Origin of the sequence: Massilia oculi (assembly GCF_003143515.1) — a bacterium.
Classification (GTDB): Bacteria; Pseudomonadota; Gammaproteobacteria; order Burkholderiales; family Burkholderiaceae_D; genus Telluria; species Telluria oculi.
In genome coordinates, this window is the sequence record NZ_CP029343.1 from 1,205,598 (window position 1) to 1,231,353 (window position 25,756).

The 25,756-nt window shown below is 67.7% G+C and carries 19 protein-coding genes and 1 pseudogene; 3 read left to right on the top strand and 17 right to left on the bottom strand.

Features of this window, described 5'->3' with window-relative positions:
* Positions 1-31: 31 nt before the first annotated feature.
* Positions 32-3,178 carry a S8 family serine peptidase gene (locus DIR46_RS05605; RefSeq protein WP_109344356.1) on the top strand — a complete coding sequence of 1,049 codons (3,147 nt, stop codon included), beginning with the start codon at positions 32-34 and terminating at the stop codon, positions 3,176-3,178.
* A gap of 75 nt (positions 3,179-3,253) precedes the next feature.
* Here the strand turns inward: DIR46_RS05605 and DIR46_RS05610 are convergent, their stop codons facing one another.
* Positions 3,254-3,667, bottom strand: coding sequence for a hypothetical protein (locus DIR46_RS05610; RefSeq protein ID WP_109344357.1), 414 nt, complete (start codon positions 3,665-3,667; stop codon positions 3,254-3,256).
* A 300-nt stretch (positions 3,668-3,967) separates the two neighbouring features.
* On the opposite strand from DIR46_RS05610, the gene DIR46_RS05615 reads away from it, so the two are divergent.
* A complete protein-coding gene (locus DIR46_RS05615; protein ID WP_109344358.1) occupies positions 3,968-4,306 on the top strand; it encodes a hypothetical protein in 339 nt (112 codons plus the stop codon).
* A gap of 20 nt (positions 4,307-4,326) precedes the next feature.
* On the opposite strand, the gene DIR46_RS05620 is transcribed toward DIR46_RS05615, so the two are convergent.
* The 12 genes from DIR46_RS05620 to DIR46_RS05675 form a co-directional block, all read right to left on the bottom strand.
* Complete coding sequence (locus tag DIR46_RS05620) at positions 4,327-4,914, bottom strand: NF038129 family PEP-CTERM protein (RefSeq protein ID WP_109347918.1); 588 nt, start codon at positions 4,912-4,914, stop codon at positions 4,327-4,329.
* 11 nt (positions 4,915-4,925) lie between these two features.
* Complete coding sequence (locus DIR46_RS05625; protein WP_109344359.1) at positions 4,926-7,880, bottom strand: ExeM/NucH family extracellular endonuclease; 2,955 nt, start codon at positions 7,878-7,880, stop codon at positions 4,926-4,928.
* Between the two features lie 176 nt (positions 7,881-8,056).
* Complete coding sequence (locus DIR46_RS05630; protein WP_109344360.1) at positions 8,057-8,770, bottom strand: PEP_CTERM-anchored TLD domain-containing protein; 714 nt, start codon at positions 8,768-8,770, stop codon at positions 8,057-8,059.
* Positions 8,771-8,840: 70 nt separating this feature from the next.
* Positions 8,841-10,259, bottom strand: a complete 1,419-nt coding sequence (locus DIR46_RS05635; protein ID WP_109344361.1) for a mannose-1-phosphate guanylyltransferase/mannose-6-phosphate isomerase — start codon at positions 10,257-10,259, stop codon at positions 8,841-8,843.
* On the bottom strand, positions 10,256-11,428 hold the full coding sequence (locus DIR46_RS05640; protein WP_109344362.1) for a nucleotidyltransferase family protein: 1,173 nt from the start codon (positions 11,426-11,428) through the stop codon (positions 10,256-10,258). The genes DIR46_RS05635 and DIR46_RS05640 overlap by 4 nt, the downstream gene beginning before the upstream one ends.
* 16 nt (positions 11,429-11,444) lie before the next feature.
* Entirely contained in the window at positions 11,445-12,443 is a 999-nt protein-coding gene (gene galE, locus DIR46_RS05645) for a UDP-glucose 4-epimerase GalE (protein WP_109344363.1), read from the bottom strand.
* Positions 12,444-12,528: 85 nt separating this feature from the next.
* Positions 12,529-13,275 (bottom strand): WecB/TagA/CpsF family glycosyltransferase, encoded by a 747-nt coding sequence (locus DIR46_RS05650; RefSeq protein ID WP_109344364.1) that lies wholly within the window; start codon positions 13,273-13,275, stop codon positions 12,529-12,531.
* A gap of 40 nt (positions 13,276-13,315) precedes the next feature.
* A complete protein-coding gene (locus tag DIR46_RS05655; protein WP_109344365.1) occupies positions 13,316-15,298 on the bottom strand; it encodes a heparinase II/III family protein in 1,983 nt (660 codons plus the stop codon).
* Between the two features lie 22 nt (positions 15,299-15,320).
* Entirely contained in the window at positions 15,321-16,355 is a 1,035-nt protein-coding gene (locus tag DIR46_RS05660; protein ID WP_229446507.1) for a glycosyltransferase family 4 protein, read from the bottom strand.
* 158 nt (positions 16,356-16,513) lie between these two features.
* Entirely contained in the window at positions 16,514-17,809 is a 1,296-nt protein-coding gene (locus tag DIR46_RS05665) for a phenylacetate--CoA ligase family protein (protein WP_109344367.1), read from the bottom strand.
* Positions 17,809-19,029 (bottom strand): glycosyltransferase, encoded by a 1,221-nt coding sequence (locus DIR46_RS05670; RefSeq protein WP_109344368.1) that lies wholly within the window; start codon positions 19,027-19,029, stop codon positions 17,809-17,811. The genes DIR46_RS05665 and DIR46_RS05670 overlap by 1 nt, the downstream gene beginning before the upstream one ends.
* Before the next feature lie 150 nt (positions 19,030-19,179).
* Positions 19,180-19,692 (bottom strand): MgtC/SapB family protein, encoded by a 513-nt coding sequence (locus DIR46_RS05675; RefSeq protein ID WP_109344369.1) that lies wholly within the window; start codon positions 19,690-19,692, stop codon positions 19,180-19,182.
* 149 nt (positions 19,693-19,841) lie between these two features.
* On the opposite strand from DIR46_RS05675, the pseudogene DIR46_RS05680 reads away from it, so the two are divergent.
* Positions 19,842-20,255, top strand: a pseudogene (locus DIR46_RS05680) (VOC family protein).
* Between the two features lie 6 nt (positions 20,256-20,261).
* Here DIR46_RS05680 and DIR46_RS05685 read toward each other — a convergent pair.
* The 4 genes from DIR46_RS05685 to DIR46_RS05700 all read right to left on the bottom strand — a co-directional run bounded on the left by DIR46_RS05685 (position 20,262) and on the right by DIR46_RS05700 (position 25,740).
* A complete protein-coding gene (locus DIR46_RS05685) occupies positions 20,262-21,119 on the bottom strand; it encodes a beta-1,6-N-acetylglucosaminyltransferase (RefSeq protein ID WP_109344370.1) in 858 nt (285 codons plus the stop codon).
* A gap of 81 nt (positions 21,120-21,200) precedes the next feature.
* Complete coding sequence (locus tag DIR46_RS05690; RefSeq protein WP_229446508.1) at positions 21,201-23,312, bottom strand: heparinase II/III domain-containing protein; 2,112 nt, start codon at positions 23,310-23,312, stop codon at positions 21,201-21,203.
* Between the two features lie 396 nt (positions 23,313-23,708).
* The gene (locus tag DIR46_RS05695) at positions 23,709-24,524 is read right to left on the bottom strand and encodes a glycosyltransferase family 2 protein (RefSeq protein ID WP_109344372.1); all 816 of its coding nucleotides are present in this window, start codon (positions 24,522-24,524) and stop codon (positions 23,709-23,711) included.
* Entirely contained in the window at positions 24,460-25,740 is a 1,281-nt protein-coding gene (locus DIR46_RS05700; RefSeq protein WP_109344373.1) for a glycosyltransferase family 4 protein, read from the bottom strand. The genes DIR46_RS05695 and DIR46_RS05700 overlap by 65 nt, the downstream gene beginning before the upstream one ends.
* Positions 25,741-25,756 lie beyond the last annotated feature (16 nt).

Here is a 25,756-nt window from a genome sequence, read left to right on the forward strand (position 1 = left end):
CGAATCTCGCAGAACCCAAGGACACGCATCCATGAAACTCCGCCCAATTTCCGCAGCCATCCTGTTCGCACTGTCCGGCCTGTCGCTGGCAGTCCAGGCCGACGACGTACGCCGCCCCTATGTCGTCCAATTGACCGACAAACCGATCGCCTCCTATGACGGCGGCGTCAATGGCCTTGCCGCCACCCAGCCACGCCCCGGCCAGCGCCTCGACCTGGACAGCGCCAGCGTCCAGCTCTACAGCGGCTACCTGGCGCAGAAGAAAGCCGCCGTGCGCGCCGCCATCGGCGGCGCCCCCGTCGTGCACGACTACAAGGTGGTGCTCAACGGCTTCTCGGCCATGCTGACCGATGCCGAAGTGCGCGCCCTGGTCGCCCGCGGCGACGTGCTGGCCGTCACGCCCGACGTGCCGCGCGAACTGACCACTGTCTCGACCCGCGACTTCCTCAAGCTGACCGGCCCGAACGGCGCCTGGTCCAAGCTCGGCGGCGTGACCGAGGCTGGCGAGGACGTCATCATCGGTATCGTCGACGGCGGCATCTGGCCCGAACACACGTCCTACGCCGACCGCGTGGACGCCAACGGCAAGCCGACCCACGACAACAGCGGCAGCCTGGCCTACTCGGCGCCGCCGGCGCGCTGGCAGGGCGACTGCCAGACCGGCGAAGGCTTCACCACCGCCCACTGCAACAACAAGCTGATCGGCGCGCAATACTTCGACAGCGTCTACCTGAGCACCGGGCGCACCACCCACTGGAGCGAGTTCCGCTCCTCGCCGCGCGACTCGCTCGGCGGCGACGTTGGCGAGGGTAGCCACGGCACCCACACCTCGACCACCGCCGGCGGCAACTACGGCGTGGACGTGACCATGGCCGGCGTCGACATCGGCGAGATGTCGGGCGTGGCCCCGCGCGCGCGCATCGCTTCATACAAGGTCTGCTGGACCTACGTCGACCCGAGCGTGACGATCGGCCGCCGCAACAGCTGCTTCGTCGGCGACAGCGTGGCCGCGATCGAAAAGGCAGTCGCCGACGGCGTCCACGTGATTAACTTCTCGATCAGCGGCGGCACCAGCCTCACCGACCCGGTCGAGCAAGCGTTCTTCGGCGCCGCCAATGCCGGCGTCGTGGCCGTGGCCTCGGCCGGCAACGACGGCCCGGGCAACCAGGTGGCCCACATCAGCCCGTGGCACACCACCGTCGGCGCCTCGACCCATAACCGCGAATTCCAGGCGACCGTCACCCTGGGCAATGGTCAGAAATACACCGGCGCATCGATGAACACCCAACCGCTGCCGTCCGAGGAGCTGGTCGACGCTTCGGCGGTTGGCCTGCCGGGCGCCAACGCCGCCCGTCTGGCCTTCTGCTACAGCGCCTCCTTCAACGGCGGCCAGGCCGTGCTCGACCCGGCCAAGGTGGCCGGCAAGGTCGTGATCTGCAACCGTGGCGAGAACGACCGCGTCGACAAGAGCCGCGCGGTGCGCGAGGCCGGGGGCGTCGGCATGATCCAGGTCGACAACGGCGCCGGCCTGGTGGCCGACATGCACTCGGTGCCGTCGGTGCACGTGACCCAGGCCGACGGCCAGGCGATCCGCAGCTATGCGGCCGCGAGTGCGGCCAACGCCACCGCCGCGATCAGCAAGTTCGTGGTCGGCACCTCGAAGCTGAACGCCCCGATCATGGCCAGCTTCTCGTCGCGCGGCCCGAACCGTGCCGACGCCAACGTGCTCAAGCCCGACGTCACCGCGCCGGGCGTGGACATCATCGCCGGCGGCACGCCGGGCCTGACCCAAGAGCAGCATGACGACATCGTCAACGGCACCCTGGTGCCGCCGGTCGAGTTCGTATCGCTGCAGGGCACCTCGATGTCGGCCCCGCACGTGGCCGGCATCTCCGCCCTGCTGCGCCAGAAATACCCGAGCTGGACGCCGGCGATGATCAAGTCGGCGCTGATGACCACCGCGACCGACACCTTCCCGGATACCCAGCAGGGCGATCTGCGCGGCATCCTGCCGTTCGCGCAGGGCGCCGGCCATGTCAACCCGACCGCGGCCCTCGATCCGGGCCTGGTCTATGACATCGGCGAAGCCGACTACCGCAAATACCTGTGCGGCGCCGGGGTGGCGAGCCAGTGCGCGGGTGGCCAGATCCCCGGCTACGAGCTGAACCTGCCGTCGATCGCCGTCGGCAACGTGCTCGGCTCGTTGAAGATCACCCGCACCGTGACCAATGTCAGCGCCAGCACCTCGAGCTTCAGCTCGCAGATCTCGGTGCCGGGCTATAGCGCCGTGGTGTCGCCTGCCACGCTGGCGATCGAGCCTGGCCAGACCAAGTCGTTCACGGTGACCCTGACCCGTACCAATGCGCCCGAGAACGCCTGGCAATATGGCACGCTGACCTGGACCGGCGGCGGCCACACCGTGCGCAGCCCGATCGTGGCCCGTTCCGGCAAGCTGATCATCGCCCCGGCGTTCATCTCGAGCGACCGCGCCAGCGGCAGCAAGGCCATGAGCATCAGCACCGGCTTCGCCGGCAAGATGGGATCGACCGTCGGCGGCCTGAAGGAAATCGTGCGCACCGCCAACACGATCGCCCCGGCGCCGGATGGCAGCCTCGACACGCTGGCCCTGATGGCCGACGCCTGCCACCGCGGCCTGTACGGCACCCGCGTGCTGCCGGTGACCTTCACCGCCGACACCATGGCGGCGCAGTTCGAGCTGTTCGACCGCGATACCAGCGGCAATGGCGGCGACGACCTCGACCTCGTGATGGTGAACGCGGCCGGCCAGCTGGTCGCCTACTCGGCTACCTACGGCTCGGACGAGACGATCGCGCTGGCGGCGCCGCCGGCAGGCAATTACAAGGTCTGCACGCTGGGCTACAGCACCGCGTCCGGCGGCGCCACCTCGTATGGCCTGCATGCGGTGGTCGTCAACACCAGCGACAAGGGCGGCAACCTGCGCGCCATGGTGCCGGCCACCGTGTATGCCGGCGGCAAGGCGACGGTCGCGGTAAGCTGGTCCGGCCTGCCGACCGGCAAGCGCTTCCTGGGCGCCGTGCGCCTGCTGGACGCCAGCGGCACGGTCGGCTCGACCACCGTGCTGCAGGTCGAGACCAACCAGCCGGTGCCGAAAGCCGAGCGTCCGCAGCGCGTCAAGGAAAGGGACGTCGGCGTGTAAGCGGTGAGTGGCAAGCAGTAAATAGACAAAGCGCGCCTCGGCGCGCTTTGTCGTTTTGAATGGAAATGAAGCGAATCAGGCTGCGGGCGAACCGAGCTGGCAAACGCCGGCGACGCAGACGGCGCCCGGATCGGGGCGGTGGATGCAGATCGACATTTCGCCGGTACGCTGGATCTCGGCCTGGCGTTCGGTCTTCGAGCGCTCGGCCAGGGCCAGCAAGGCTTTTTCGTCGGTCTGCGCGGTCGAGTACGGCAGGTATTCCTGCGGGCCGCCGCAGGCCAGCGCGCCGACCGGAAGCGAACGGCACTGCGCATTGTCGCTGCAGGCGGGCGTGCCGATCAGGCGCTTGATCTCGGAGACGGTGGCGCCGGGCTGGAGCGCAACGACCGGCGGTGCGCCCTCTTTCACGGGCGGCGAGGCGGGATCGTGGGCCTGGGTGGTGCAGGCGGCGGTCACGCCGAAGAGGAGGGTGAGGAGGAGTTTTTTCATGCCGCCATCTTCGCGCGCACGATATGACTGGTCAAGCGGATCGCATTGACTCACTGTTACCAAATGTGTCGACCCGGCTGTTGCGTGGAGCTTACGGAACAGTCCAAGGCCTACACTGTTACTTCAGACCATCTTTAATTTCTATAAGGATATATTTCTCATTTGCAGGCAAGAAGCCTGAACGTCGCGCATCCTGTTTTCATCGAATGCAGAATTGGACGTTCGCAAATGTAAAAAATTGAGCGTAGGAAAAATTACTCACTACAATGGCTCGTTACAGACGAGCTTGTCCGAGATCACATGACCTTCCTGCGCATCCTTACCGCCCTCTCCCTCACGCCCTTCCTGGCTGCCTGCGGCGGCCAATACGACGTCGACACGACCGTCGAGACGGCGTCCGCCACCGTGATCGCCAATGCGCAGGCCCCGGCCGCAGTACCGGAGACGGCGCCAGGCGCCGATCGGGCGATTGCGGCAGCGGCCTCGGTCGTCCCTGCCATCGCCCCGGCCACGATGCCGGTGCCCGACTGCGCCGCCGAGGGCTGCGCCAGCCTGCGCATCATCGACGGCAATGCGGAGGCCTGGCGCATCGATGCCCAGCGCCGTGCCGCGCTCGAGGCCCGCCTGTCCCAGTCCTGATCCGGGGTGATGATCAGGGATCAGCGCTGCGCCAGGCGGCGCGTCGTCACCAGCAGGAACAGGCCGCTCGCGAGCAGCAGCCAGGCCCCCGGTTCCGGCACCTCGGCCACGCCGGCAAACGCGCCATCCACCAGTTGCAGCTCGACGCTCTGGCCCGCGACCAGGTTCATCTCGATCACATTGCCGGCGGCGCCCAGGTAATTCAGGGCGTCATCGACGAAGGCCACGCTGAACAGGTTGCCGTTGGCGCCCTCGCCGAGGTCGAATTCGACGTCGAAGCTGAACAGGCCGCCGAAGGTGACCAGCTGGTCGAAGAAATTCCATTCCGGGCCGCTGCGCAGCACGATGCCGTTCACGACGTCGCCGCCGACGTCGCCGGACCGCATGTCACCCTCCAGGAAGGCGCCGCTGAAATTGCCGAGGCGGGCCACCGTCGGCGCCGCGTCCAGCGGGCCGTTCAGGCCCAGGTCGAGATAGCCGACGGTACCGGCCAGGGCCGAGGTATCGAGCGAAACACGGTAGATCGGTCCGGCCAGCGCGGCCGGCGCGCCGATCGCGATCGACAGCGCCAGCAGTGCGCGGAACAGCAGGGATGCAAAGTTAGACATGTTCATTTCCTTTAGAACGCGCCGGAGACCAGCTGCGGCGTATAGGTGAAGTTGCGTTTGGCGCCGTTGGTGAACGCGGTCGTGACGGTGACCGTGGCGCCCGGGGCGATGGCCGCCTGAGGCAAGGTCAGGTACGGCGCGCCTGCGTGCATGCCGGCCGGATTGTCGAGCGTGATCCCGTCCGGCAGGCCCTGCAGCACCAGGTGCAGCGGACCGGCCAGCGCCCTGGCGCTCGTGTTGGTGATCGTGACATTGCCGGTGGTCTTGCCCGTCGCACGGTTGATGCTGAAGCCGCCGATCACGATCTTGCTCGATGCGGTGACGTCATTGAACGAACCGCTCAGGTTCAGGCTGACCACCAGCGGATCGTGGTCCGAGGCGCGGTAGGCGTTCTTGCGGTAGACGTCGGTGCCGGTGCTCTCGATGTTGTAGTCGATGTCCTTCGGCTCATCCGCATTGTTGTGCCACTCGGACGCGCCCACCACCTGCGGCGCCAGCGAGCTGCTTGCCAGGACATGGTCGAGCGAGCCGGCCAGGCCGTTGAACACATAGGAGTACGGCATCGCGTGCGGACGCACGAAACGCTCGATCACATTGACCATGCCGGCCGCGCCCGTCAGATGGTTGATCGGGCGCTCGAAAGCGTAGGAATTCAAGTCGCCCAGCACCAGCACGTCCGGATCCTTCGCCGCCGCGACCACTTGCGGGATGAAGAAGCTGGTCAGGCGCTGGGCTTGCTGGACCCGGGTGGCGTCATAGCAGCCCTGGCCGTAGCCCTGGTCGGCATCGCCGCCGCTGGCGCCGCCGCAGCCCTTCGATTTCAGGTGGTTGGCGATGACGGAGAATTTGCCGCCGTTGCCGGCCATGAAGGTCTGCGCCATCGGCGGACGGCTGTTGATCTCGTGCGGATCGGACAGCGCGCCCCCTACCAGGGTCAGCCTGGAGGGCTTGTAGATCATGGCGACGCGGATCGCATCGGTGCCCAGTCCGACCGGCGCCGGCACCACGGCGTAGGTGCCCGGCGCGGTGACGCGGTTGATCTCGTCGACCAGGTACTTGGCCGCGATGTCGCCGTTGTTCTGGATCTCCATCAGGCCGACCACGTCGGCATTCAGCGCGGCCAGCGAGGCGACGATCTTGTCGCGCTGGCGGACGAACTCGGCCGCATTGTCGGCGCCGCGGCAATTGCCGGCGGATGTGCTGTCGCCCAACTTGCACCCCTGTCCCGACCTGCCCCAGGCATCGCCGCCATTGGTGAAGGTGGTGAAGAAGTTCAGCACGTTGGCGGCCGCGACCTTGACGCCCTCCGGCAGCACCGGCGCCGCCGGGCGCTCGTTGGCGCGCACGATGACCGGGGCTTCGGTCGGCTGCAGCTTGAAGCCGGTGCTGGCGCCGCTGCTGGCGCCGGTGGAGCCGAAGTCGATCACGCCGGTCAGGTTGTCGATCGTGTCGCCGGCCCGCACGGTGCCGTCCTCGGCCAGGTAAGGCATGGCGGCCGGAGCGCGGAACAGGCCGTCGTCCAGCACGATGCGGTTGGCCATATGCTCGCGATAAAGCGCTTCTGCTTCGGCCGAGCCCTGCGGATAGCGGCTGGTCGGCTGCTCGCGGCGGCCGTTGGACAGGGTCAGCTCGCCGCGGTTGGCCAGGTCGCCGTTGCCGTTGACGGTGAGCGTATTGGTGAAGCGCACCAGCATGCCTTCCACGCTGGCCAGGTCGGTGCCGGGCAGCGTGATATTGGTCGGCACGATGGCCGGACCGGCCCCCAGCGCGGTGATATTGGTGACGTCCTTGAACTCGGTATAGGTGCGGCCGGCGCCGTTGGGGCGGAACTCGACCACCTGGCCGGTCACGCTGACCAGGGTGCCGACCGCATGTGCGGTATCGAGACCGTAGACATAGATGCCGTCCGAGGTCGTCGGATCGCCATCGCCCTGTGGATCCTGGATGAAGAAGCCACCGTCGACCTTGGCGGTAATCACGCCGCGTGCGGTCTGCACGGTGTTGGCGTAGGGGCTGGTGTCGCCGGAGCCCTGGATCTGCGGAATGGTCAACAGGCCGGCAACGGCGACGTCGACCGTGCAGCGCTCGGTCTCGCCGGCATCGTTACCGAACTCGACCTGCACCGGATAGCGGCCGCCGGCCAGGGTGGCGGCGATCTCGAGGCGCGCCTCGGCCTTGCCGCCGGCGGCAGCGGCCGGGGTGAAGCCGCCGAGGGTGATGCCGGCGACGCCGCCCGACACGATGCCGGCACGGTTGACGATGGCATCGCCATCGATCGCCGACAGCAGCGCCGACCCGCCACGGCCCTGCTCGACCTGCACCGTGGCCGGGCAGGCCAGCACGATCGGCTTGGGCGCCGGACCGGTGTCGCCGCAGGCCTGCAAGGGCGATGTGGTAGTGCGCGGGCCGGCCACTGGCGCCAGCACGAAGTCGGCGCGGTTGTCGTCGCTGTCCTGGCAACCGGCTGCGGCGCGCTGGAGCGACTGCTCGAGCGTCGGCGACGGCGCCGGCGCGCCTTCGGACAGGTTGGCGCTGCCGTAGCCAATCAGGTCGAGGATGCGGGTGCCGTCGCTGATCGCGACCTTGCCGGTCCCGCCCGCCATATTGAAGCTCGGCGCCTGGACGTCGAAGTTCTCGATCGGGTTTTTGCCCTGGTCGCGCGCGCCGCGCAGCAGGAAGTACTGGCCCGGGGCCAGCGTGACCGCCGGCAATGGGGTGACGCTGCTCCAGCTGCTGCCATTTGCCGACTGGTATTGCACGCGCATGCCGTCCAGGCTCACCGGCGCACTGCCACGGTTAAACAGCTCGACGAAATCGTGACCGAAGTTGCTCGATGTGCTGTGCGAGTGGGCATACAGCTGGTTGATGACGACGTCGGCGGCATGGGCCGGCGCGCCCGCGGCAAGGCCGGCGACCAGGGTCGCCAGCAGCGTACGCCGCGGCGTGGAAGTTGCAAAGGTGGTCATTGATTCCCCATTAGTTATCGCACAAGATGTGCCTGCTGTTTCTATTAGCAGAATGATAGTAAATGCGGATATTGACAACATGATGACTAGAAATTAGCCCGGATGGGTAATTTCTAGCTTAGCGGAAACTCAACTACACTGAGTTGGGTTGCCGCAGGGAATCAACGACGTGAAAGTCAGCGCTGGCGGCGCCGCGCGGCCCAGCAGATCACGCCAAGTCCGCCGGCCAGCAGCGCATGAGCGGGTGGCTCGGGCACCAGTGAAATGGCATAGGTCTCGAGCGCCTCGACCCGCCTGAACTGGCCGCCAAAGGTGCCGTCGATGATGCTGCGGCCTTCGAAGCCAGGGTCGCCATAGCTGAGTTGCCAGGAAATGGAGGTGGTGAGCTGGTTGTCGACGAAGAGGTCGGGCCCGGCGCCGAAGGTGGGACCGTGATCGGGCCAGTTATAGGTCTGGCGCGCGCCCTGGCTGGGCAGGACGTTATCGAGCAACAGCTGGCGGTAGACGGCCGGATCGGTGTAGTTGAACAGGAAGCCGGTGCGTTGCCAGTCGAACTCGGACACGTGCCAGCCGGCCGTGGAAGACCAGCTGCGCGGATTGTAGCCACCCACGATCCAGCTGTCGCCGGCATCGTTGGCGACGCGCATCAGGGTGAAGTTGCTGCCGCGCCCATCCGCAGCGGCGTGAAAGTCGAGCGAGTCGTCGCCCGGCTGCCGCGTATAGAGGTTCTCGAGATAGAGGGGGCCTGCGCCGAGCCAGCGTTCGAGCTGGCCCTGCAGGCTGGGATCGAGCAAGCGCGTAGCGGTCTGCGCCGCCGCCGGCGATGCCGCCATGCCCACGGCTGCAACAAGGATGGCGGCCGCCCCGCCCCGTGCCAGGATCTTGTTCATGCAACGTCAGACTGGCCGTCGCAGGACAAGTTCCAGGCCCGCTGCCGGGAGCGGGCCTGGAAGCTCTCTGTTACGCGCGCTTGTAGATGTCCTCGAAGCGCACGATGTCGTCCTCGCCCAGGTAGCTGCCCGATTGCACCTCGATGATGTGCAGCGGCAGCTTGCCCGGGTTTTCCAGACGGTGGTTCATGCCGATCGGGATATAGGTCGATTCGTTCTCGGACAGCAGGCTGACCGTGTCGCCGCACGTCACGCGCGCGGTGCCCGACACCACGACCCAGTGCTCGGCGCGGTGGTGGTGCATCTGCAGCGACAGCTTCTCGCCCGGCTTGACCGTGATGCGCTTGACCTGGAAACGGTCGCCCGCATCGATGCCCTCGTAGTGGCCCCATGGACGGTAGACGCGGGTGTGGTGCAGGTGCTCGGTGCGTTCCTTGGAGGCCAGGTGTTCGACCACCTGCTTGACGCGCTGCACCGCGGTTTTGCAGGTGACCAGCACCGCATCCTGGGTCTCGACCACGACCACGTCTTCCAGGCCCACCACCGCCACGATGCGGCTTTCGGCGCGCACCAGCGAATTCTTGACGCCGTCGAGGTAGACGTCGCCGCGCTGGGCATTGCCGTTGGCATCCTTGGCCTGGGTTTCCCACAGGGCCGACCACGAACCGACGTCGTTCCAGCCGATATCGGCCGGCACCACGGCGGCGTCGCGGGTGTGTTCCATCACCGCGTAGTCGATCGAATCCGACGGGCAGGCCGAGAATGCGTTTTCGTCGAGGCGGCAGAAATCGAGGTCGCGGTAGGCCGCGTGCATGGCCTGGCTGGCGGCGCCGGCGATGGCCGGGGCGTGCCGCTCAAGCTCTTCGAGATAACGTGCGGCGGCGAACATGAACATGCCGCTGTTCCAGTAGTAGCCGCCCTCGGCCAGGAAGCCTTCGGCCGTTGCGGCATCCGGCTTCTCGACGAAGCGCGCCACCTTGTAGCATTCGCCGCACTCGTCCACCGCTTCGCCGCGGCGGATGTAGCCGTAGCCGGTTTCCGGGGTCTTGGGAACGATGCCGAAGGTGGCCAGGGCGCCCTTGGCCACCAGGCGGGTGGCGCGGTCGACCGCTTCACGGAAGGCTTCGCCGTTCTCGATCACGTGGTCGGCCGGCAGCACCAGCATCACGGCCTCTGGGTCGATCTGCTGCAGATGGTGGGCGGCGGCGGCCACGGCCGGCGCCGTGTTGCGACCGACCGGCTCGAGCAGGATGCCCAGCGGCGTGATGCCCACTTCACGCAATTGCTCAGCCACCATAAACCGGTGGTCATTGCCGCACACCACGAGCGGCGCCATCATCTCCGGCCAGCCGGCCACGCGCATGGCGGTTTCCTGCAGCATGGTCTTGTCGGCCACCAGCGGCAGCAACTGCTTCGGCAAGACCTTGCGCGACAGGGGCCACAGGCGGGTGCCGGCGCCGCCGGAGAGGATGACTGGATAGATCTTCATGCGCTGACTTTCTCTTTCTCTGACTCGTTGGTATTCTGATCCGCGACTTCTTCGCGCCGGGAGCGGCGACGGTCGCGTGCATTGAGCCACTCCTGCGAGGAATACTCGGAGGCGTGCTTCATTTCGCCTTTTCGGTCGACACTATATTCCTTAAAGACAATCATTTCATTCAATGTTACATCATGCAACACGCGGGTGTACTCGAACAGCACGCTGCGCACGATCTCGGCGCCTTCGCAGATATGGCTGCCATGGCCGATCCAGGTCGGGCCCACGATGCGGGCGCCGGCCTCCACTTTTACCCCGGAGCCGATGTAGACGGGTCCCTCGATGGTCGTCCCCTCCCAGTCGATGCTGGTGTTCAGGCCGACCCAGACGCCCGGCTTGATCTGGATGCCCGGCACATCCATATTGTTGACTTCGCCGGTGATGACCGACTGCAGCACTTCCCAGTAGTCGCCCATGGTGCCGATGTCGAGCCAGTTGAACGGGCGGCCCTGGGCATAGAACGGCAGGCCGCGCTCGGCCAGCAGCGGGAACAGCTCGGAACCGATGTCGAACGGCACGCCCGACGGAATCAGGTCGATGACCTCCGGCTCGAAGATATAGATGCCGGTTGAAATGAAGTTGGACTTCGCTTCTTGCTGGCTTGGTTTCTCCTGGAATTCCAGGATGCGGCCCTGCTCGTCCGAGACCACCACGCCATAGGACGACACCTTGTCCCATGGAACTTCCTTGGTGATGACGGTGGCCATCGCGCCCTTGCGGCGGTGTTCCAGCAGCGCGGCCTTGAGGTCGAGGTCGATCAGGGCGTCGCCGCACAGCACGACGGTGGTGTCGTCGAAGAAGCCGCCGAATTCCTGGATTTTCTTCATGCCGCCGGCCGAGCCGATCGGTTCCGGGACGATTTCGCCGTCGTCCTTCGTATAGCCTTCGAAGGAATAACCGATCTGGACGCCGAACTGCTCGCCTTCGCCGAAATACTCTTCGATTTTTTCGTGCAGCCAGCTGACGTTGACCATGATTTCGGACACGCCATTTTTCTTGAGGTGTTCGATCAGGTAGGCCATCACGGGTTTGCCCAGAATCGGGATCATGGGTTTTGGCAAGTCATAGGTGAGCGGACGGACGCGCGTGCCCTTGCCTGCGGCGAGAATCATGGCTTTCATTAGACTATCCTTTGCATTATTTGGCTGTGGTTTGGTAGCGCCATACGTCCGCGCACATTTGAGCGACATCACGTTCGGCAGTCCAGCCCAGTTCCTCGCGGGCCAGGGACGGATCGGCGTAGCACTTGGCCACGTCGCCGGGACGGCGGTCGACGATCTGGTAGGCGACCGGACGCCCGCTGGCCGCTTCGAAGGCGCGTACCATTTCCAATACACTGTTGCCCCGGCCAGTGCCGAGGTTGTAGGTGACGATGCCCGGGCCCTTGTTCAGGCGATCGAGCGTCCTGACGTGGCCTATCGCGAGATCGACCACGTGGATGTAGTCGCGCAGCCCGGTGCCGTCCGGGGTGTCGTAGTCGCCGCCGAACACCGACAGCTTGTCGCGCTGGCCGTTGGCGACCTGGGCGATGTAGGGAACGAGGTTGTTCGGGATGCCGCTCGGCTCTTCGCCGATCAGGCCGCTTTGATGGGCGCCGACCGGATTGAAGTAGCGCAGCAGCGCGATGCGCCAGTCGGGCTCGGCCTTGGCGAGGTCGCGCAGGATGTCTTCGATCATCAGCTTGCTGCGGCCATAGGGATTGGTGGCCGACAGTGGGAAGTCCTCGCGGATCGGCACCGAGGCGGGATCGCCGTACACGGTGGCCGAGGACGAGAACACCAGCGATTTGCAGCCGAACTTGGCCATGGTCTCGAACAGCATCACGCTGCCGTTGACGTTGTTGTCGTAGTAGCGCAGCGGCTGCGCCACCGATTCGCCCACCGCCTTCAGGCCGGCGAAGTGGATCACCGCCTCGGGCTTGTGCTCGGCGAACGCGGCTTCCAGGGCGGCGCGATCGCGGATGTCGGCCCGGACAAAAGCGAACGGCTTGCCGGTGATGCGCTCGACGCGCTCGCAGACCGACTGCCGGGCGTTCGACAGATTGTCGAGCACGACCACGTCGTGCCCGGCGTTCTGCAGCTCGACGACGGTATGCGACCCGATATAGCCCACACCGCCAGTAACCAGAATCTTCATGTCTTTCGCTCTCTGTTGATAGTATGTTGGTGATCCATGGACCGCTTGCGGCCCTTTGTTCGCGTTAGCGCGCTTCTTTCATGCCTCATTCATTCGTCCTGGCCGCTTCCTTGACCACGAGCCAGATAAATGCCATATCGTCGATAAAGTAACGCCGGAACATCCGGCGCGGCTCTTGCAGGAAGCGGAAGAACCACTCGAGCCCGGCCTTCTGCATCCAGGCCGGCGCCCGCTTGACCCGGCCCATCGCCACGTCGAAGCTCCCGCCCACCCCCATCGCGAACGGTATCCGCATCTCGGCCTGGTACAGACCGAGAAACTGTTCTTTCCTGGGCGAGGAAATCGCCACGAACAGCAGGTCGGCGCGGCTGTCGCGCACCTGGCGCACCACCCCTGCTTCCGCATCCTTGCCCTGCCAGTAGCCGTCACGCACGCCTGCCAGCACCAGGGCCGGATAGCGGCGGGCATAGGTCGCAGCCACCTCGCGCACCACGTCGGGGCGCGCACCGAGCAGGAATACCCGCCAGCCCTTGTCCGCCGCGCGCCGCATCAGGGCTTCGAACAGGTCGATGCCGGCGACTCTTTCCTTGAGCGGCTTGCCCAGCAGGCGCGAGGCCCACACCACCGGCATGCCGTCCACATTGACGAGGTCGCAGGCATTGATGATGCGGCGCAGGTCCTCGTCGCGGCTGGCCTTGACCAGCTTGTCGACATTGACCACCACATGCTGGTGCGGCCGCCCGGCGCGCACGAAATCCTCGACCCGTTCCAGGGTCTCTTCCATCGAAACGTTATCTACATTACAACCAAACAGCGTGACGCGCTCGTTCATGCGTGCCTCCGGTCCGGCGTCTGACGTTTCTTCTCATTAATTATTTATCATCGATAAAGGTGATTGTAAACCTGCATTCGATGGGAACGGCGGACGATATGGTCGTAATGCGCAGCACGTCGCACGGCGTCTTCGATTCATAGGCGGCCGAATACCAGCCCAGCGGCGGATTCTCGGCGCCGCGCACCAGCTCCAGGTGCAGGTCGTCGCCACTGGCCTGCATCTGCAGCACGAAGCGCTTGCCGCGCACCGACAGGCCGTGGCTGGTCAGGCGCACGTCGAGGCCGGGCGCGAAGTGCCAGAACGCCTCGACCTTGTGCTGCTTCCTGGCCGCCACCTCGTCGCGCACGGTCAGGGTATCGCTGGCGCCGTCGAAGCGCACGCTGCGCAGGTGCAGCACCGGGTCCGGCAGGCGCGCATAGCCATCATGCGAGCCGCGGAAGTCGAATTCCTGAGACGAGGCAGGCATGCGCTCGATGCTCGAGCGCGCCTTGCGCAGCCACATGAAGCGCCCGCCCGGCACCGACTGGTCGAGGCCGTCGACGCGCACGGTATTGTGGCTCGAGGTGCCGCGGAAGTAATCGCGCCATTTCTGGTCTTGCCAGTACGAATAGGTGCCGGGATCGACCAGGCAGGCCTCGCCCGCCACCGACAGGGTCAGGGCCAGCGCGTCGGCGTGGCCATGGGCGGCGATGCCGAGATAGCCCAGCGGGCCGCAGTCGAGCACGCCCTTGATCTCGTTCGCCTCGCCGAAGTGGTTGCCGAACAGCAGGTAACCGCCGTCGGGGAAGGACCATCCGGACTCGATCTCATGCGGATCGCAGTCGGGCCGCCCGCCCGGCAGCGCGTGCAGCAGCCAGCGCACGCCGGGGTGGTGGTCGGGCTGGCCGCCGAACACGCTGTCGCCCAGCGCCAGCAATTGCGCGGCGCGGTCCGGGCCCGGCCGCCCGCTGCCGGCGTGCAGGCGGAACACGCAGCCCTCGTCGGCATCGCCGACCATCGGCAGGCCGCCGTCGACGTCGCGCACCGAGCGCAGGAAGCGCAGCGCGCGCTGCAGCACGGTCCAGTAGCTGCGCGGGAAAGGCTTGCCGCTGGCCTGGCCCAGCAGCCCGGCCACGAACAGGAATTCGCTGGACAGCATATGGTAAGCGAACGCCTGCTCGCGGTTGACGCCGTCGCGCGAGAACTGGGCCTGGGCCTCGTGCTCCAGCTCGCGCCGCGCCTGGGCTTCCCAGTCCTTCGATTCCTTCCAGCACGGCCAGGTGACGGCGCCCACATACAGGCCGGCCAGTTCGCCGATCAGGTGGTTGTTGGCCGACGAATGACGCGACAGGTGGCGCGCGATGGTGCGGCAGTGGGCATGGATGCTGTCCAGCCAGTCGGCGCGCAGGCGTTGCCCGCCATCGCCCTCGAACAGCGCGCTGCGCTCGCCACCCACCAGCTGCCAGATCAGGCTCCAGTTGACCAGGCGGATGCCCAGCTCCATCGAGCTGGTCCAGTTGGGTCCCGTCAGCGGCGGGCAGGCTGCGAACCAGCTGCGCAGGTTGTGCTCCAGCGCGTGCAGCCAGCGCGGCTCGCCCGTCAGCGCCCAGGCCTGGGCCAGGGTCACCAGGTGCAGGTGGCGGTTCAGCTCCCACACGTGCTTGATGTCGCCCACCAGTTCGCGGTCGCCGATGGCGATGTCGCCGCGGTACAGCGATGGTGCGACGACGCCGGTTTCCGGATCGCGGTTCCAGGCGGTCGGCACGCCGACATCGAAGCGGCGCTCGGCGAACAGCACCACGTGGCCGGCCTCGATGCGCTCGGCCTCGAGCAGCAGCGCCTCGACCTCGGCCCGCGCCAAAGCCGGCGCGCCGCGCACGCCCAGGCTCAGGGTGCGCGGCAGCGGCGGCGGCGCGGCGCGGCCGACGGCGCGGCGCGCCAGGCGGATCGTCGCCGCCTGGTGCACCCGGTAAGCCATTTCCGGCACCGACATGCAGCGCAGCCGGTTGACCAGCCATGCCATGCGTACTGTTGCGTTCATCAAATTTCCCTCACCGTTTTCTTCATTGCGCCCTCTCGTCCAGCAATTGCGCGTACAGCGCGGCCAATGCGGCGCACACCACCCCGGCCGAATAGTGTCGCTCGACGGCGGCGCGCGCCGCGCACGCCAGCCGCGCATGCAGCGGGCCGTCGTCCAGCAGGCGCCCGATGGCGCAGGCCAGCGCTGGCGCGTCGCGCGGCGCGACCAGCAGGCCCAGCGCGCCGTCGGCCAGCGCTTCGGGAATGCCGCCGACCCGGGTGGCCACCACGGGCACCCCGGCCGCCATCGCCTCGAGCACCGACATCGGCAGGCCTTCGGCATGGGACGGCAGGCAGAACAGCCAGGCGCGGGCCAGCTGGGCGTCGCGCGCGGCCGCGTCCAGCCAGCCCGGCGTCTCGACCCGGTTGGCGACGCCGAGCTCGCCCGCCCGGCGGCGCACCCAGTCCAGGTCGCCGCTGCCGCCCAGCACCAGGCGCAGCCGCGGATGGCGCGCTGCCAGTACGGCGCAGGCTTGCAGCAGTTCGTCCACGCCCTTGGCCGGATCGAGGCGCCCCAGGAACAGGATGCGGCCCGCTTCGGCTGGTTCACTTGCCGCGGGCGACGCCGGATGCACCGGGTTTGGCGCCGGATTGGGCACCGGATTGGGCACAACCACGACCCGCGCGCGCGGCGCGCATTCGCGCACCCAGGCGGCCCAGCCGGGCGACAACGCGATCACGCGCGAGCTCGCCTCCAGGGTGTGCCGGATCCAGCGCCGCAGCAACGGCCCGGCATCTACCTGCGCGTAACGCCGGAAGCCGCCGCCATGCAGGTGGAACACCGTGCGCGCGCCGCCCAGGCGCGCCATCAGCAACACCAGCGACTTGCGCAGGAAGCTGGCATGCGATCCGGCGTGCACGTGGACGATGGCCGGCCTCTCCCGGGCCTGGATGCAGACCAGCCCGACGCGCCACAGGCCGCGCAGCGCGCTGCCGAGCTTGCGCCCTTCGGCATGGGTCGCGACGTAGACGATGCCCTCGCGCTCGAACAGGCCCTCGGCGCGCAGCACGTCGACCACGCTTGCGATGCCTCCCCTGCCCCCAGCGCCGTTCCAACCATCAGCACGCGTGGGGGCGCCGTATGCATGCAGGCGCCCCCGGGCTGAGCTTGCGCGTGCTTACCAAAGGAGCAATATTTACGATCATACATGGCGGATTGTCGAATCTCGCGCACGATTCAGCCGTCGACGGCGATGAACTCGAACTTGCCGTTGGCGCCGCGCGGGATCGCCTCGACCCGCTCCACGGCGACCTGCACGCCGGGCACGCGCTGCAGGAATCGTTCGCGCAGGGCGGCCTCGTCGCGGCTGCCGAAACCGTCGGCGGGGACCACCCGCAGGGTGAAGCGGGCCTGGCCGTGGTAGCGCACCTGGCCCTCGAGCAGGCGCAGGCCGCTGCCCTGGAACACACGGTCGAGACGCGCCACCATGCGGCCATCGGGCAAGGTGAGGATGCGCTCCTGGCGTCCGATCACGGCCTCGAGCGTCGGGAACACGCGGCCGCAGGGGCAAGGCGCGGGTTCGTCCACGCCTTCGCCCACCAGCACCGTGTCGCCCGTGCGATAGCGCGCGAGCGGCATCGCGGGATTGTTCAGGCTGGTCCCGACGAGTTCGCTGCTGCCGTCGGGCAGCGCCAGCAACTCCACGCCGCCATAGTCGGTCAGCAGGTGGTAGCGGGCGTGCTCGCAGGTGCCGATGGCGGCCACCCGCTCGGCCTGCCCATACCAATCGAACACGATGACGCCGAAGGCGCGCATGACGGCCGCGCGCACGCCCGGCTCCAGGGTCTCGGACGAGGTCATCACGCCGCGCAAGGCCTGGCCCCCATAGCGGCGCCCGGCCGCCTCCAGCCAGTGGGCGATGGTCCCGATCGAGGATGGATAGGCGTGGATCACGGTCGGATCGAAGGCTTCCAGCGCCGCCACATAGGCGCCGATGGTCGCGTTGGACAAGTGATAGGACGACATCACGAGCAGCTTGCCGACCGGGTCGCGGCGCCAGTAGCGCCCGTCGTGCGGACGCTCGTCGCACACGAGGTCGCCGCGGATCCAGGCGCGACGCTGTCCCGGCCGCCAGCCAATCCAGCGCAGCTGGCGCTGGATGAAGGCCTCCTCGCGGATCACGGCGCCGAGCGACTGCACCAGGGTGAGCGGCGAACCCGAGGTGCCGCTGGTGCGGATCGTGTTGCGCAGCAGCGAGCCGAAGCGGCGCGGCCGCAGGTGGCGCGCGGGGTCCTGGCGCAGCGCCGACTTGGCGAGCAGGAAGGCGCCGGGCGGCACCGCGTGCAGCCGGGTCGCATCCGGCGGCACGGCCACGCCGAGGCGGCGCGCGCGCCGCGCCACATAGGCATTCAGGGCGGCGGCCGAGCGTTCATTGCGCATCAGGCGCGGCAGCACCAGCAGCCGCGCCGGCAGGCCGCGCGCCAGGAGGCGGCCGAGCGACCTGAGCGCCAGGGCGAGCGTGCGCGCATCCATCAGTCCCCCCGCCCGGCCAGGATGCCGGCATAGGCCTGCGCCACTGTCCGCCCCAGGATCGCATAGCTGCGATGGGCCCTGACCCAGGCCGGCCCGCGCGCCGCGCAGGAAGCGGCCAGGCCGGGCTCGTGCAGCAGCCGGCGCACGGCGGCGGCGAAGGCCGGCGCTTCCATCGGCACGCACAGCCCGGCCCCGCTCTCGGCCAGCACCCGGGCCTGGTCCGGGATGTCGTTGGCCACGCCGGGTATGCCCAGCGCCAGGTACTCGACCAGCTTGGTCGGCGAGGAGACGTCGTACAGGACGCCGCGCGGGATCGGCGACAGGCCGACCTCGGCCCGCACCGCATAGCCGAGCGCCTGCTGCCGCGCCAGCCAGCCGGTGAGCAACACGCGCCCGTCCAGTCGGCGGCGGGCGATCTCGGCGCGCATCCAGGCCATGTCGTCGCCCGAGGGGGCGTCGCCGGCGATCACCAGCAGGATATCGGGCACATCGAGGGCGAGCCGCTCGACGACGTCGAGCAGGAAGCCGGAGCCGCGCGCCTGCGCGACCCGGCCCAGGTACAGCACCACCCTCCGCCCGTCGAGGCGCGAATCGAGGCTGGGCACGATGCGCCCGCGTTCGCACAGCGCGGCGTCGACACCCATCGGCACCGCCGTCATGCGCTCGCGTGCGAGTCCCTTGCCTGCCAGCCAGTCGGCCATCGCCTCGCTCTGTACGAACACATGGCGCGCGCCCGGCAGCACCAGGCGGTAGAGCAGCCAGCGCGAGGCGGCCGCGCGCGCCGCATGCGCGAGCCAGCGCGGGCCCCGGCCGCGGCGCGCGATCTCGTCGCGCCGCACCTCGAAGCCTTCGACGATCGGGAACGACATCCAGTACAGGAAGGGTACGCCGAGCGCGGCGGCGGCGAGGCGGCCCAGCAGCCCCGACGCGATCTTGTCGCGCACCTGGATGCCGTCCGGCTTGCGGCGGCGCCAGGCGCGGGCCAGGCCCAGCAGGTCCCAGGCGGGCGACAGCACGCTGGCGTAGCGGCTATTGAGGCTGCCGACGGCGTGCATCCCGCCGCCGCCCCATTCCGCCGGACCGCCGCCGCCGGACTGGCCGACCAGCTCGCTGCCGACGCCATGGCGCGGCATTTCGGCGCCGAACAGGGTCAGCAGGTCGGCGCGGGTCGGCGGCAAGGGGTCGCGCACGATGAACGCGATGGAAAACGGCTCGGGCATGGCGCCTCGTATCGATGGGTGGGACCTACGATACTAGACCGGCCCGCGACGCAAACGTTTCAGCTATCGCAGAATTGCGCGCTGAGTACTCAACCGGAAATAACACGCCGGTTCTGTCAGCCAACAACACATTGATTGACGGGAGAGTACTCAGCGGTCGCTGTCGCGATTGGCCCTGTTGTACTCGCCCTCCTTCTTGGCCGGCGCGCGCAGGATGGACAGGATCACCAGGCCGAACAGCGCGCTGAGGATGGCCGTGGCTTCGCGGCCCATGCCGGCGGCGACGCCGATGGCGGCCGTCATCCAGACGCTGGCGGCGGTGGTCAGGCCTTTGATGTCGTTGTTTTCCTTTTGCTTGAGAATCGCGCCGGCGCCCAGGAACCCGATGCCGGCGGTGACGCCTTGCAGCACGCGCGACAGGTCCTCGATCTTCATGCCGCCCTGCAACGGAATCAGCACGAACAGCGCCGAGCCGACCGACACCAGCATATGGGTGCGCAGGCCGGCCGAGGCCCCCACCGATTCACGTTCGTAGCCCAGCATGCCCCCCACCAGCGCGGCTACCAGCAGGCGCACCACGATGACGGTCACGTCCTCGGCATTGCCCAGGTCGGAAAATTCACGCTGTATCGTCAGCCAGCTTTCTGTCCACCACACTTGCATTCCTCCATGCTTTGTCCGATTCGAGTTCCGGGAAATCATGCCATCCATGCAAGATGCGTGTCGCCACGCTCAGCCATTCCGAAGCGTATTGACGCGCACGTGCCGGGCCGGCTGTCGTATCATCGGCTGCCCAGCCAACCCTTGAGGAAATCCACCGCGGACGCCTGATCGACCACATCCAGCTGGTGGTGCGCGACCTGCCCGCTTCACGCAGGTTGTCTACGGCGGTGTTCGAGGTGCCGGGCATTCCGCTGGCCGGCTCGGGAGACGATTATTTCTGGGCCGATGAGCTGTTCGTCTCGACGGCGGACAGCGAAGCGGCCCAGGGCCAGCTGACCGGCCGCCATCACCTGGCGTTCCAGGCGCGCGACCGCGCCATGGTCGACGCCTTTTATCATGCGGCGCTGGCGGCCGGCGGCAAGGACAATGGCGCGCCGGGCGAACGTCCTGATCACCCGGGCTAAGACGGCGCTTTCGTGATCGATCCCGACGGTAATAATATCGAAGCCGTGTACCACGGTGAAGCGACCTTCAGCGCGCGCGAGATCAAGATCACGTTCTGAAACTTTTTACGCGGCCCGGCCTTCCTTCCATGCCAGCAGGCGCGACAGCAAGGCGGCGCTGGGGTGGCTGTCGAGCTTGCGACAGAAGTGGGCGCCGGAAGCCCGGATGCGCTCGAAATCGCCTTCGTCGAGCACCTTCGGATGGCAGGCGCCGCCTTGCGGCCACTGGATGTAGCGGAAATTTTGCGGCAGCACACGACCGGCGAAGCGCGAATGCATCACCAGCGTCTGGAAGAACAACTCGTCGGGCGACTGTACGCTGCGGCAAAAACGCAGCAGGCGGGGATGCGCGTCGGCGAGGCGCAGCAGCTCGCGCACGCAGTTGCGTGACAAGGTCCACCAGCATGAGCCGCCATAGGGCACGAAGCCGTCCGGCAGGTGCCGTGTGCGCCCCAGCAGGCGCAAGGCGCGATTGGCGACGACGCAGGCCAGTCGTTCGGCCAGCCTGCCACTGTCGCGATGGAAATAGGCGTAGCGATGCATCACGCGCCAGCCACTGGCCGCAATCGGCGCGGTCTCGATCAGCTCGTATCCGCGCATCCTCGCCAGCTCTGCCTTTAACAAATGATTCGGCAACAGCGGGAAATCCTGGGCCGATATGAAGATGAGCTTGTCGAAATCCGGAACTTCCAGCAGGATCTGGCGCACCGATGCCAGCACGGACTCGACCTGGGACACGTCACCCCAGCGCACGGCGACCCGTTCGCGCACCAGGCGGGCAGTCGGATGCAGTTGCGCCGGGTCGAGCGCGCTCTTGCGGTCGAGGTGGACGTAGACGCGGAAGTCGGGATCGCACAGTTGCCGGACCAGCCCATTGAGCTGGTCCATGTCCTTGTGCGCACAGATCAGGAACGCCTGTTTCATCGCTGGCCGCAACTCCGCTCATGCGCGCCAGACTAGCATCGCGCCTGGACGGAGCGCGCCACCCAGGCGCCGGGCAATTGCCTAGTTCAAGGTCACGCTCTGGCCGGCGACCGTCACGGTGCGCACCGTGCCCGCGGTCGTGATGCCTACCTGCGGCCTCCTGCAGCCGACGTCGAGCAGCACCAGGAACTCGGCGGTCGACTTGCCGTCGTTCTTGAGGTAGAAGGCGCCATGGTCCTCGATCACGTTCACCTTGGCGCCCGGCCCGATCCACCTGGCGAAACTGGCATCCGCGTTCAGCGAGCGCAGGCACAGCGACTGGCCGCCGGCCGACACCTTGACGTTCTGCGCGTTCTCCACCGTCATGATGACCGGGGTATGGATATTCCACTCGTAGGTGCGGGCGATCGTGCTGGCCAGGCGGTCGCGCACCAGGATCGCGTTGCCGGCATTGCGCAGGTGCCAGACCTGGCGCCTGGCCATGGTCAGCTGGCCGCCATAGGCGGCGGTGGCGTCGCCCTCGGCGAAATCGTAGGCCGGCTGGGCGGCGAAACCGGTGATCTTGCCGTTGCGCTGCAGCTGCTCGCGGTAGCCCGTCACCAGCTGGCCCTTGCCGCCGTCGAAGGTGACCGCATTCTGCGAACGGGTCTGGTGATACCAGTCGGTCCAGTACGGCGAGCCGTACCAGTCATACCAGCCGGCCTTGACCAGCAGCGGCTGGCCCGCGCTCGACAGCAGGATGCCGTTCTGGTCGCCATGGCTGTGGTTGAACGAACCGTAGGGGCTGGACTTGAAGTACAGCGAGGTGCGCCCGGCCGAGCCGATGTCGGTATGCATCGAGACCCAGCCGATGCTCGGATAATAGGCCGAGTTGCTCGGCGGCGCCTCCGTTTTGGTGTCCTTGATCGGCAGCGGATAAGGCGCTTGCAGCAGGCTCAGCGTGTCTTCGGTGCCGCCCAGGCTGGCGACGTACCAGGCCGCGCGCGGCGACACCATGCGCGAGCCGAAGGCGTGCCAGACCCGGGTGTCGGGCCTGGTCTCGGAGCCGTCGCCGAAGGCATGCACGCGCGAGCCCGGCGGCGTGAACTGGCTGGCGAAGTCGAGCAGGCCCTGGGCCCAGGGCTTGGCATAGAAGTTCACGCCGGACGCCTGCGACATCGGATCCCACAGCGCGACCAGGTAGCCGGCCGCGTATTCGGCATACGCGGTGCCGTTGGCATAGCCGCCCTCCTCGCCGCTCCAGGGCGACGGCGAATTGGCATAGGCGCGGAACGAGAAGTCGAACCACGTCTGCGCTTCCGGAATGTCGCCCAGGGCCAGGGTCGAGATCAGCGCAAGAAAGATCAGGCTCGTGTTGCCGTGCGAATCGAAGGGATACTGGTCGAGGCGGCCATTGTCGCCGGCCAGGTTGCCATGGATTTCCTCGGTGCGGATCTTGACCGTGTTCAGCCAGCGCGCGCGGCGCGCCGCGTCGAGGTCGCCGGCCAGGATGTCGACCGCCTTGATCAGCGAGACCGAGATCTGGCGCGTGGCCTGGTCCTGGTTGGCGTAGCTGGTGGGCCCGCGCGGATCGAGGGCCGCCATCTGGTCGCCGCGGCGCAATGCCTCGTCGAGGAACAGGCGCTCGCCCTTCATGCGCCACATCACGGCGGCGGCCTCGAGCTGGCGGCTGGCTTCGTTGATGCGCTGGCGGATGTCGGTCTGCTGGCTGGCCATGGCGGCCGTCAGCGGCGAGCTGATGACGATCGGCCAGCGCGCATCGCTCAGCGCTGGCACCGCGTTGATCTGCAGCTTGATCTCGTTGCTCATGCGGCTGACGTAGGGGTCCAGTTCGGCGCGCTTCGCGCTGCTCCAGCTGGCGTAAGGCGTGAACGAGGGCGGCAACGAACGCGGCCGTGCCTTGGCCGTGATGTGCGCGCGCAGCGCGGCATTCTCCGGCACCTCGAACAGATTCGACTTGCTGGTGATGGAGAAGGCGCGCGGCGTCGACCAGTCGTCGCTGCCGACCGGACGTACGCGCCAGGTGTACTTGCCCAAGGCCAGGGCTTTCGGCGGAAGGTACCAGTTGCGCTCGGTGACGACCTTGCTCGGCGCACCGCCGCCTGGCGTAATCTCGAGCTCGTAGGCGGCGGGACCGCTGGCGTGGCGAGCCCAGGTGAATCCGGGCGGGTTCTGCGCCTGGACCTGATTCAAGTCCGGGCTGGGTTGGACGACCAGAGGATCGGGGGACTGAGCCCAGTCCGCGCGCGCGCTCATGCAGACCAAGAGCGACGACAGCGCTAGCGCGCGGACCCTACCTTTCCGGTGAAAATTCATGCTGGAGCTCCGAGAGAACGAGAATTGTTCAGGGACCGCGCCGCGATCGGGCGCTGGACCGATACCTGCCGCAGGCATCGGACGATGCTTGCTTAACGGGAAGAATGTTACCGCAGGTTTTTTTGAACAAAATCAACTTCCCCAAGGAAACAGAGGATTTTTTGAATTTTCGCCCGCCGTTCTCAGGAATCCAACACGAACGATTTAACATTTGGCGAACAGGATGTTCTGTCCTGTAACTGTCGTGCTCGATATGGAAAGACTGTGCGATAACTAGCTTGGCGCCTGGGCATCTTGCGCGCGTAATGCATGCATGCGTTTCAGGTAGCGCAGGCAATAGATGCCGAACGCCAGCGGCGCCTTGCCCGCATGGCGCCGACGCACGGCGAATTCTTCGCGCCGCGCCGCGATCCGGTTGCGCGACGAGACACTGCCGGCATGGTCGCGAAACACGGCCAGCACCGCGTCCACCAGCGCCGGTGGGCTCAACATCCCCAATCGCAGCCACAAGTCGATGTCCATCGCGTAGCGCAGGCGCTCGTCGAAGCCGCCGACCAGGGCGAACACGTCGCGCCGCACGAACACGGCCGGGTGCGGCACCCAGGCGCGGCCGGCCGCGAACGAGCGGTAGGAGAACGGCGGCATCGGGTTCGGTGGCAGCAGGCGCCCCTCCTTGAGTACCTGGATATTGCCCACCAGCCAGGCCGGCGGAGGGCCGCCGCCGCCGCCGCCGTCGTCGCCGTCGCCGTGCATGCCGACAAGCTGCCCGATGCGCCGCCCGACCGTCGCCAGCACCGCCGGCCCGGCATAGTAGTCGTCCGAGTGCAAATGGGCGACGTAGCGCCCGCCCGCCGCGGCGATGCCCCGGTTCATGGCGTGGCCGATGCCGCCCCGCACGTCGCGCAGCACGCGCTTGTTGCCGGGGTAGACGGCGAGCATGTCCAGGGTGGCGTCATGCGAGCCGCCATCGACGAAGATATGCTCGAGGTCGCGGCAGCTCTGGGCCTGGACTGAGGCCAGCGTGTCAGCCAGCGTGGCGGCGCTGTTCCAGGTGCAGGTGACGATCGAAAAGGTCGGCTGGTTCGGCATACAGCTCCAGTAAGGTGGGCAGCAGGCGGGCGGCGTCGGCACCGAAGTCGGCCGGCGGCGCACTGCGTGGCGGTGGCGGCGCCGCGAGCAGGCGCGCGAGCCGCGCCACCAGTTCCGGCATGGCGGAGGCCAGCGCCAGCTGGCCCGGATACTGGACGTAGTACGCCAGCTCGGGCGTGCCGCCGCGCGCCAGCGCCAGGCAGCCGCGGCCCAGCGCCAGCGCTTCGAGCACCGTCGTGCTGCAGGCTTCCTCGCACACCGACGGCGCCACGCACAGGTGGGCGCGCGCGGCCAGGGCCAGGGCGGTCGCATGGTCTTGCCAGCCGAGGAAACGCACCTGCGGGCCGGCGTGGCGCCGCTCCAGCGCCGCACGCTGCGGACCGTCGCCGACGACGGTCAGGCGGGCATGGCCCGGCAGGCGGCCGGCAGCGGCGTCCAGGAACTCCGCGAAACCCTTGCCGGTGTCGATCCTCCCGGCCAGCACGACCTCCCCCGCTTGCGGCTTGGGCGCGGCCAGGGCCAGCGCCCGCAGGGAGGGATAGTCGACCAGGTTGTGGATCACGCGGCTGCGCGACAGGTCGGCATCGGGGACCGCGCGCAGGAAATGGCGGCGCAGGAAGTCGGACACGAACACCGTCTTGTGGCGGGCGAAGGCGCGCGCGGCCTGGCTGCGGTAGCCGCTGACGGCGAGCGCCGTCAACGCCGTGCGCACCGGCCCCGGATGCAGGTCGGCGCCACGCGCGCTGCACGCCGTGCACGCGCCCGGCGCCAGCCGCTCGCACACGGCGCCGTCGACGAAGCGCAGGTGGGTCAGGCATTCGCTGCCCTGGTCGTGGCGGGTCTGCACGAAGTTGATGCCGTCCCGGACGTACAGACCCGTCATCGGCAGGTGGCCATGGTAGTGGACCACGTCGAAGCCGGCGGCGTGGGCATCGATGGCGCGCGCGATGCGGCGCGCGAGCCAGGGCCGCTTGAGCGGATTGAACGCGCCCAGCTGCGCCTCTTTCCAGCCGGGGCGCGCGATGGCGAAGCCGGGCCGGAAGCGTCCGGCGAATCCGATCTGGCGCGCGGGGTCGGCCGAGGGCCGGTCGCTGCGGCCCAGGATCTCGACGGCATGGCCCTCTTGCAGCAGGCGGTTGGCCAGGGTCACCACGTGCTTGCCCAGGCCGCCCACTTGTTCGCCCGGCAAATCCTCGGACACCATCAGGATGCGCATGTCTTGTTTGACCTCC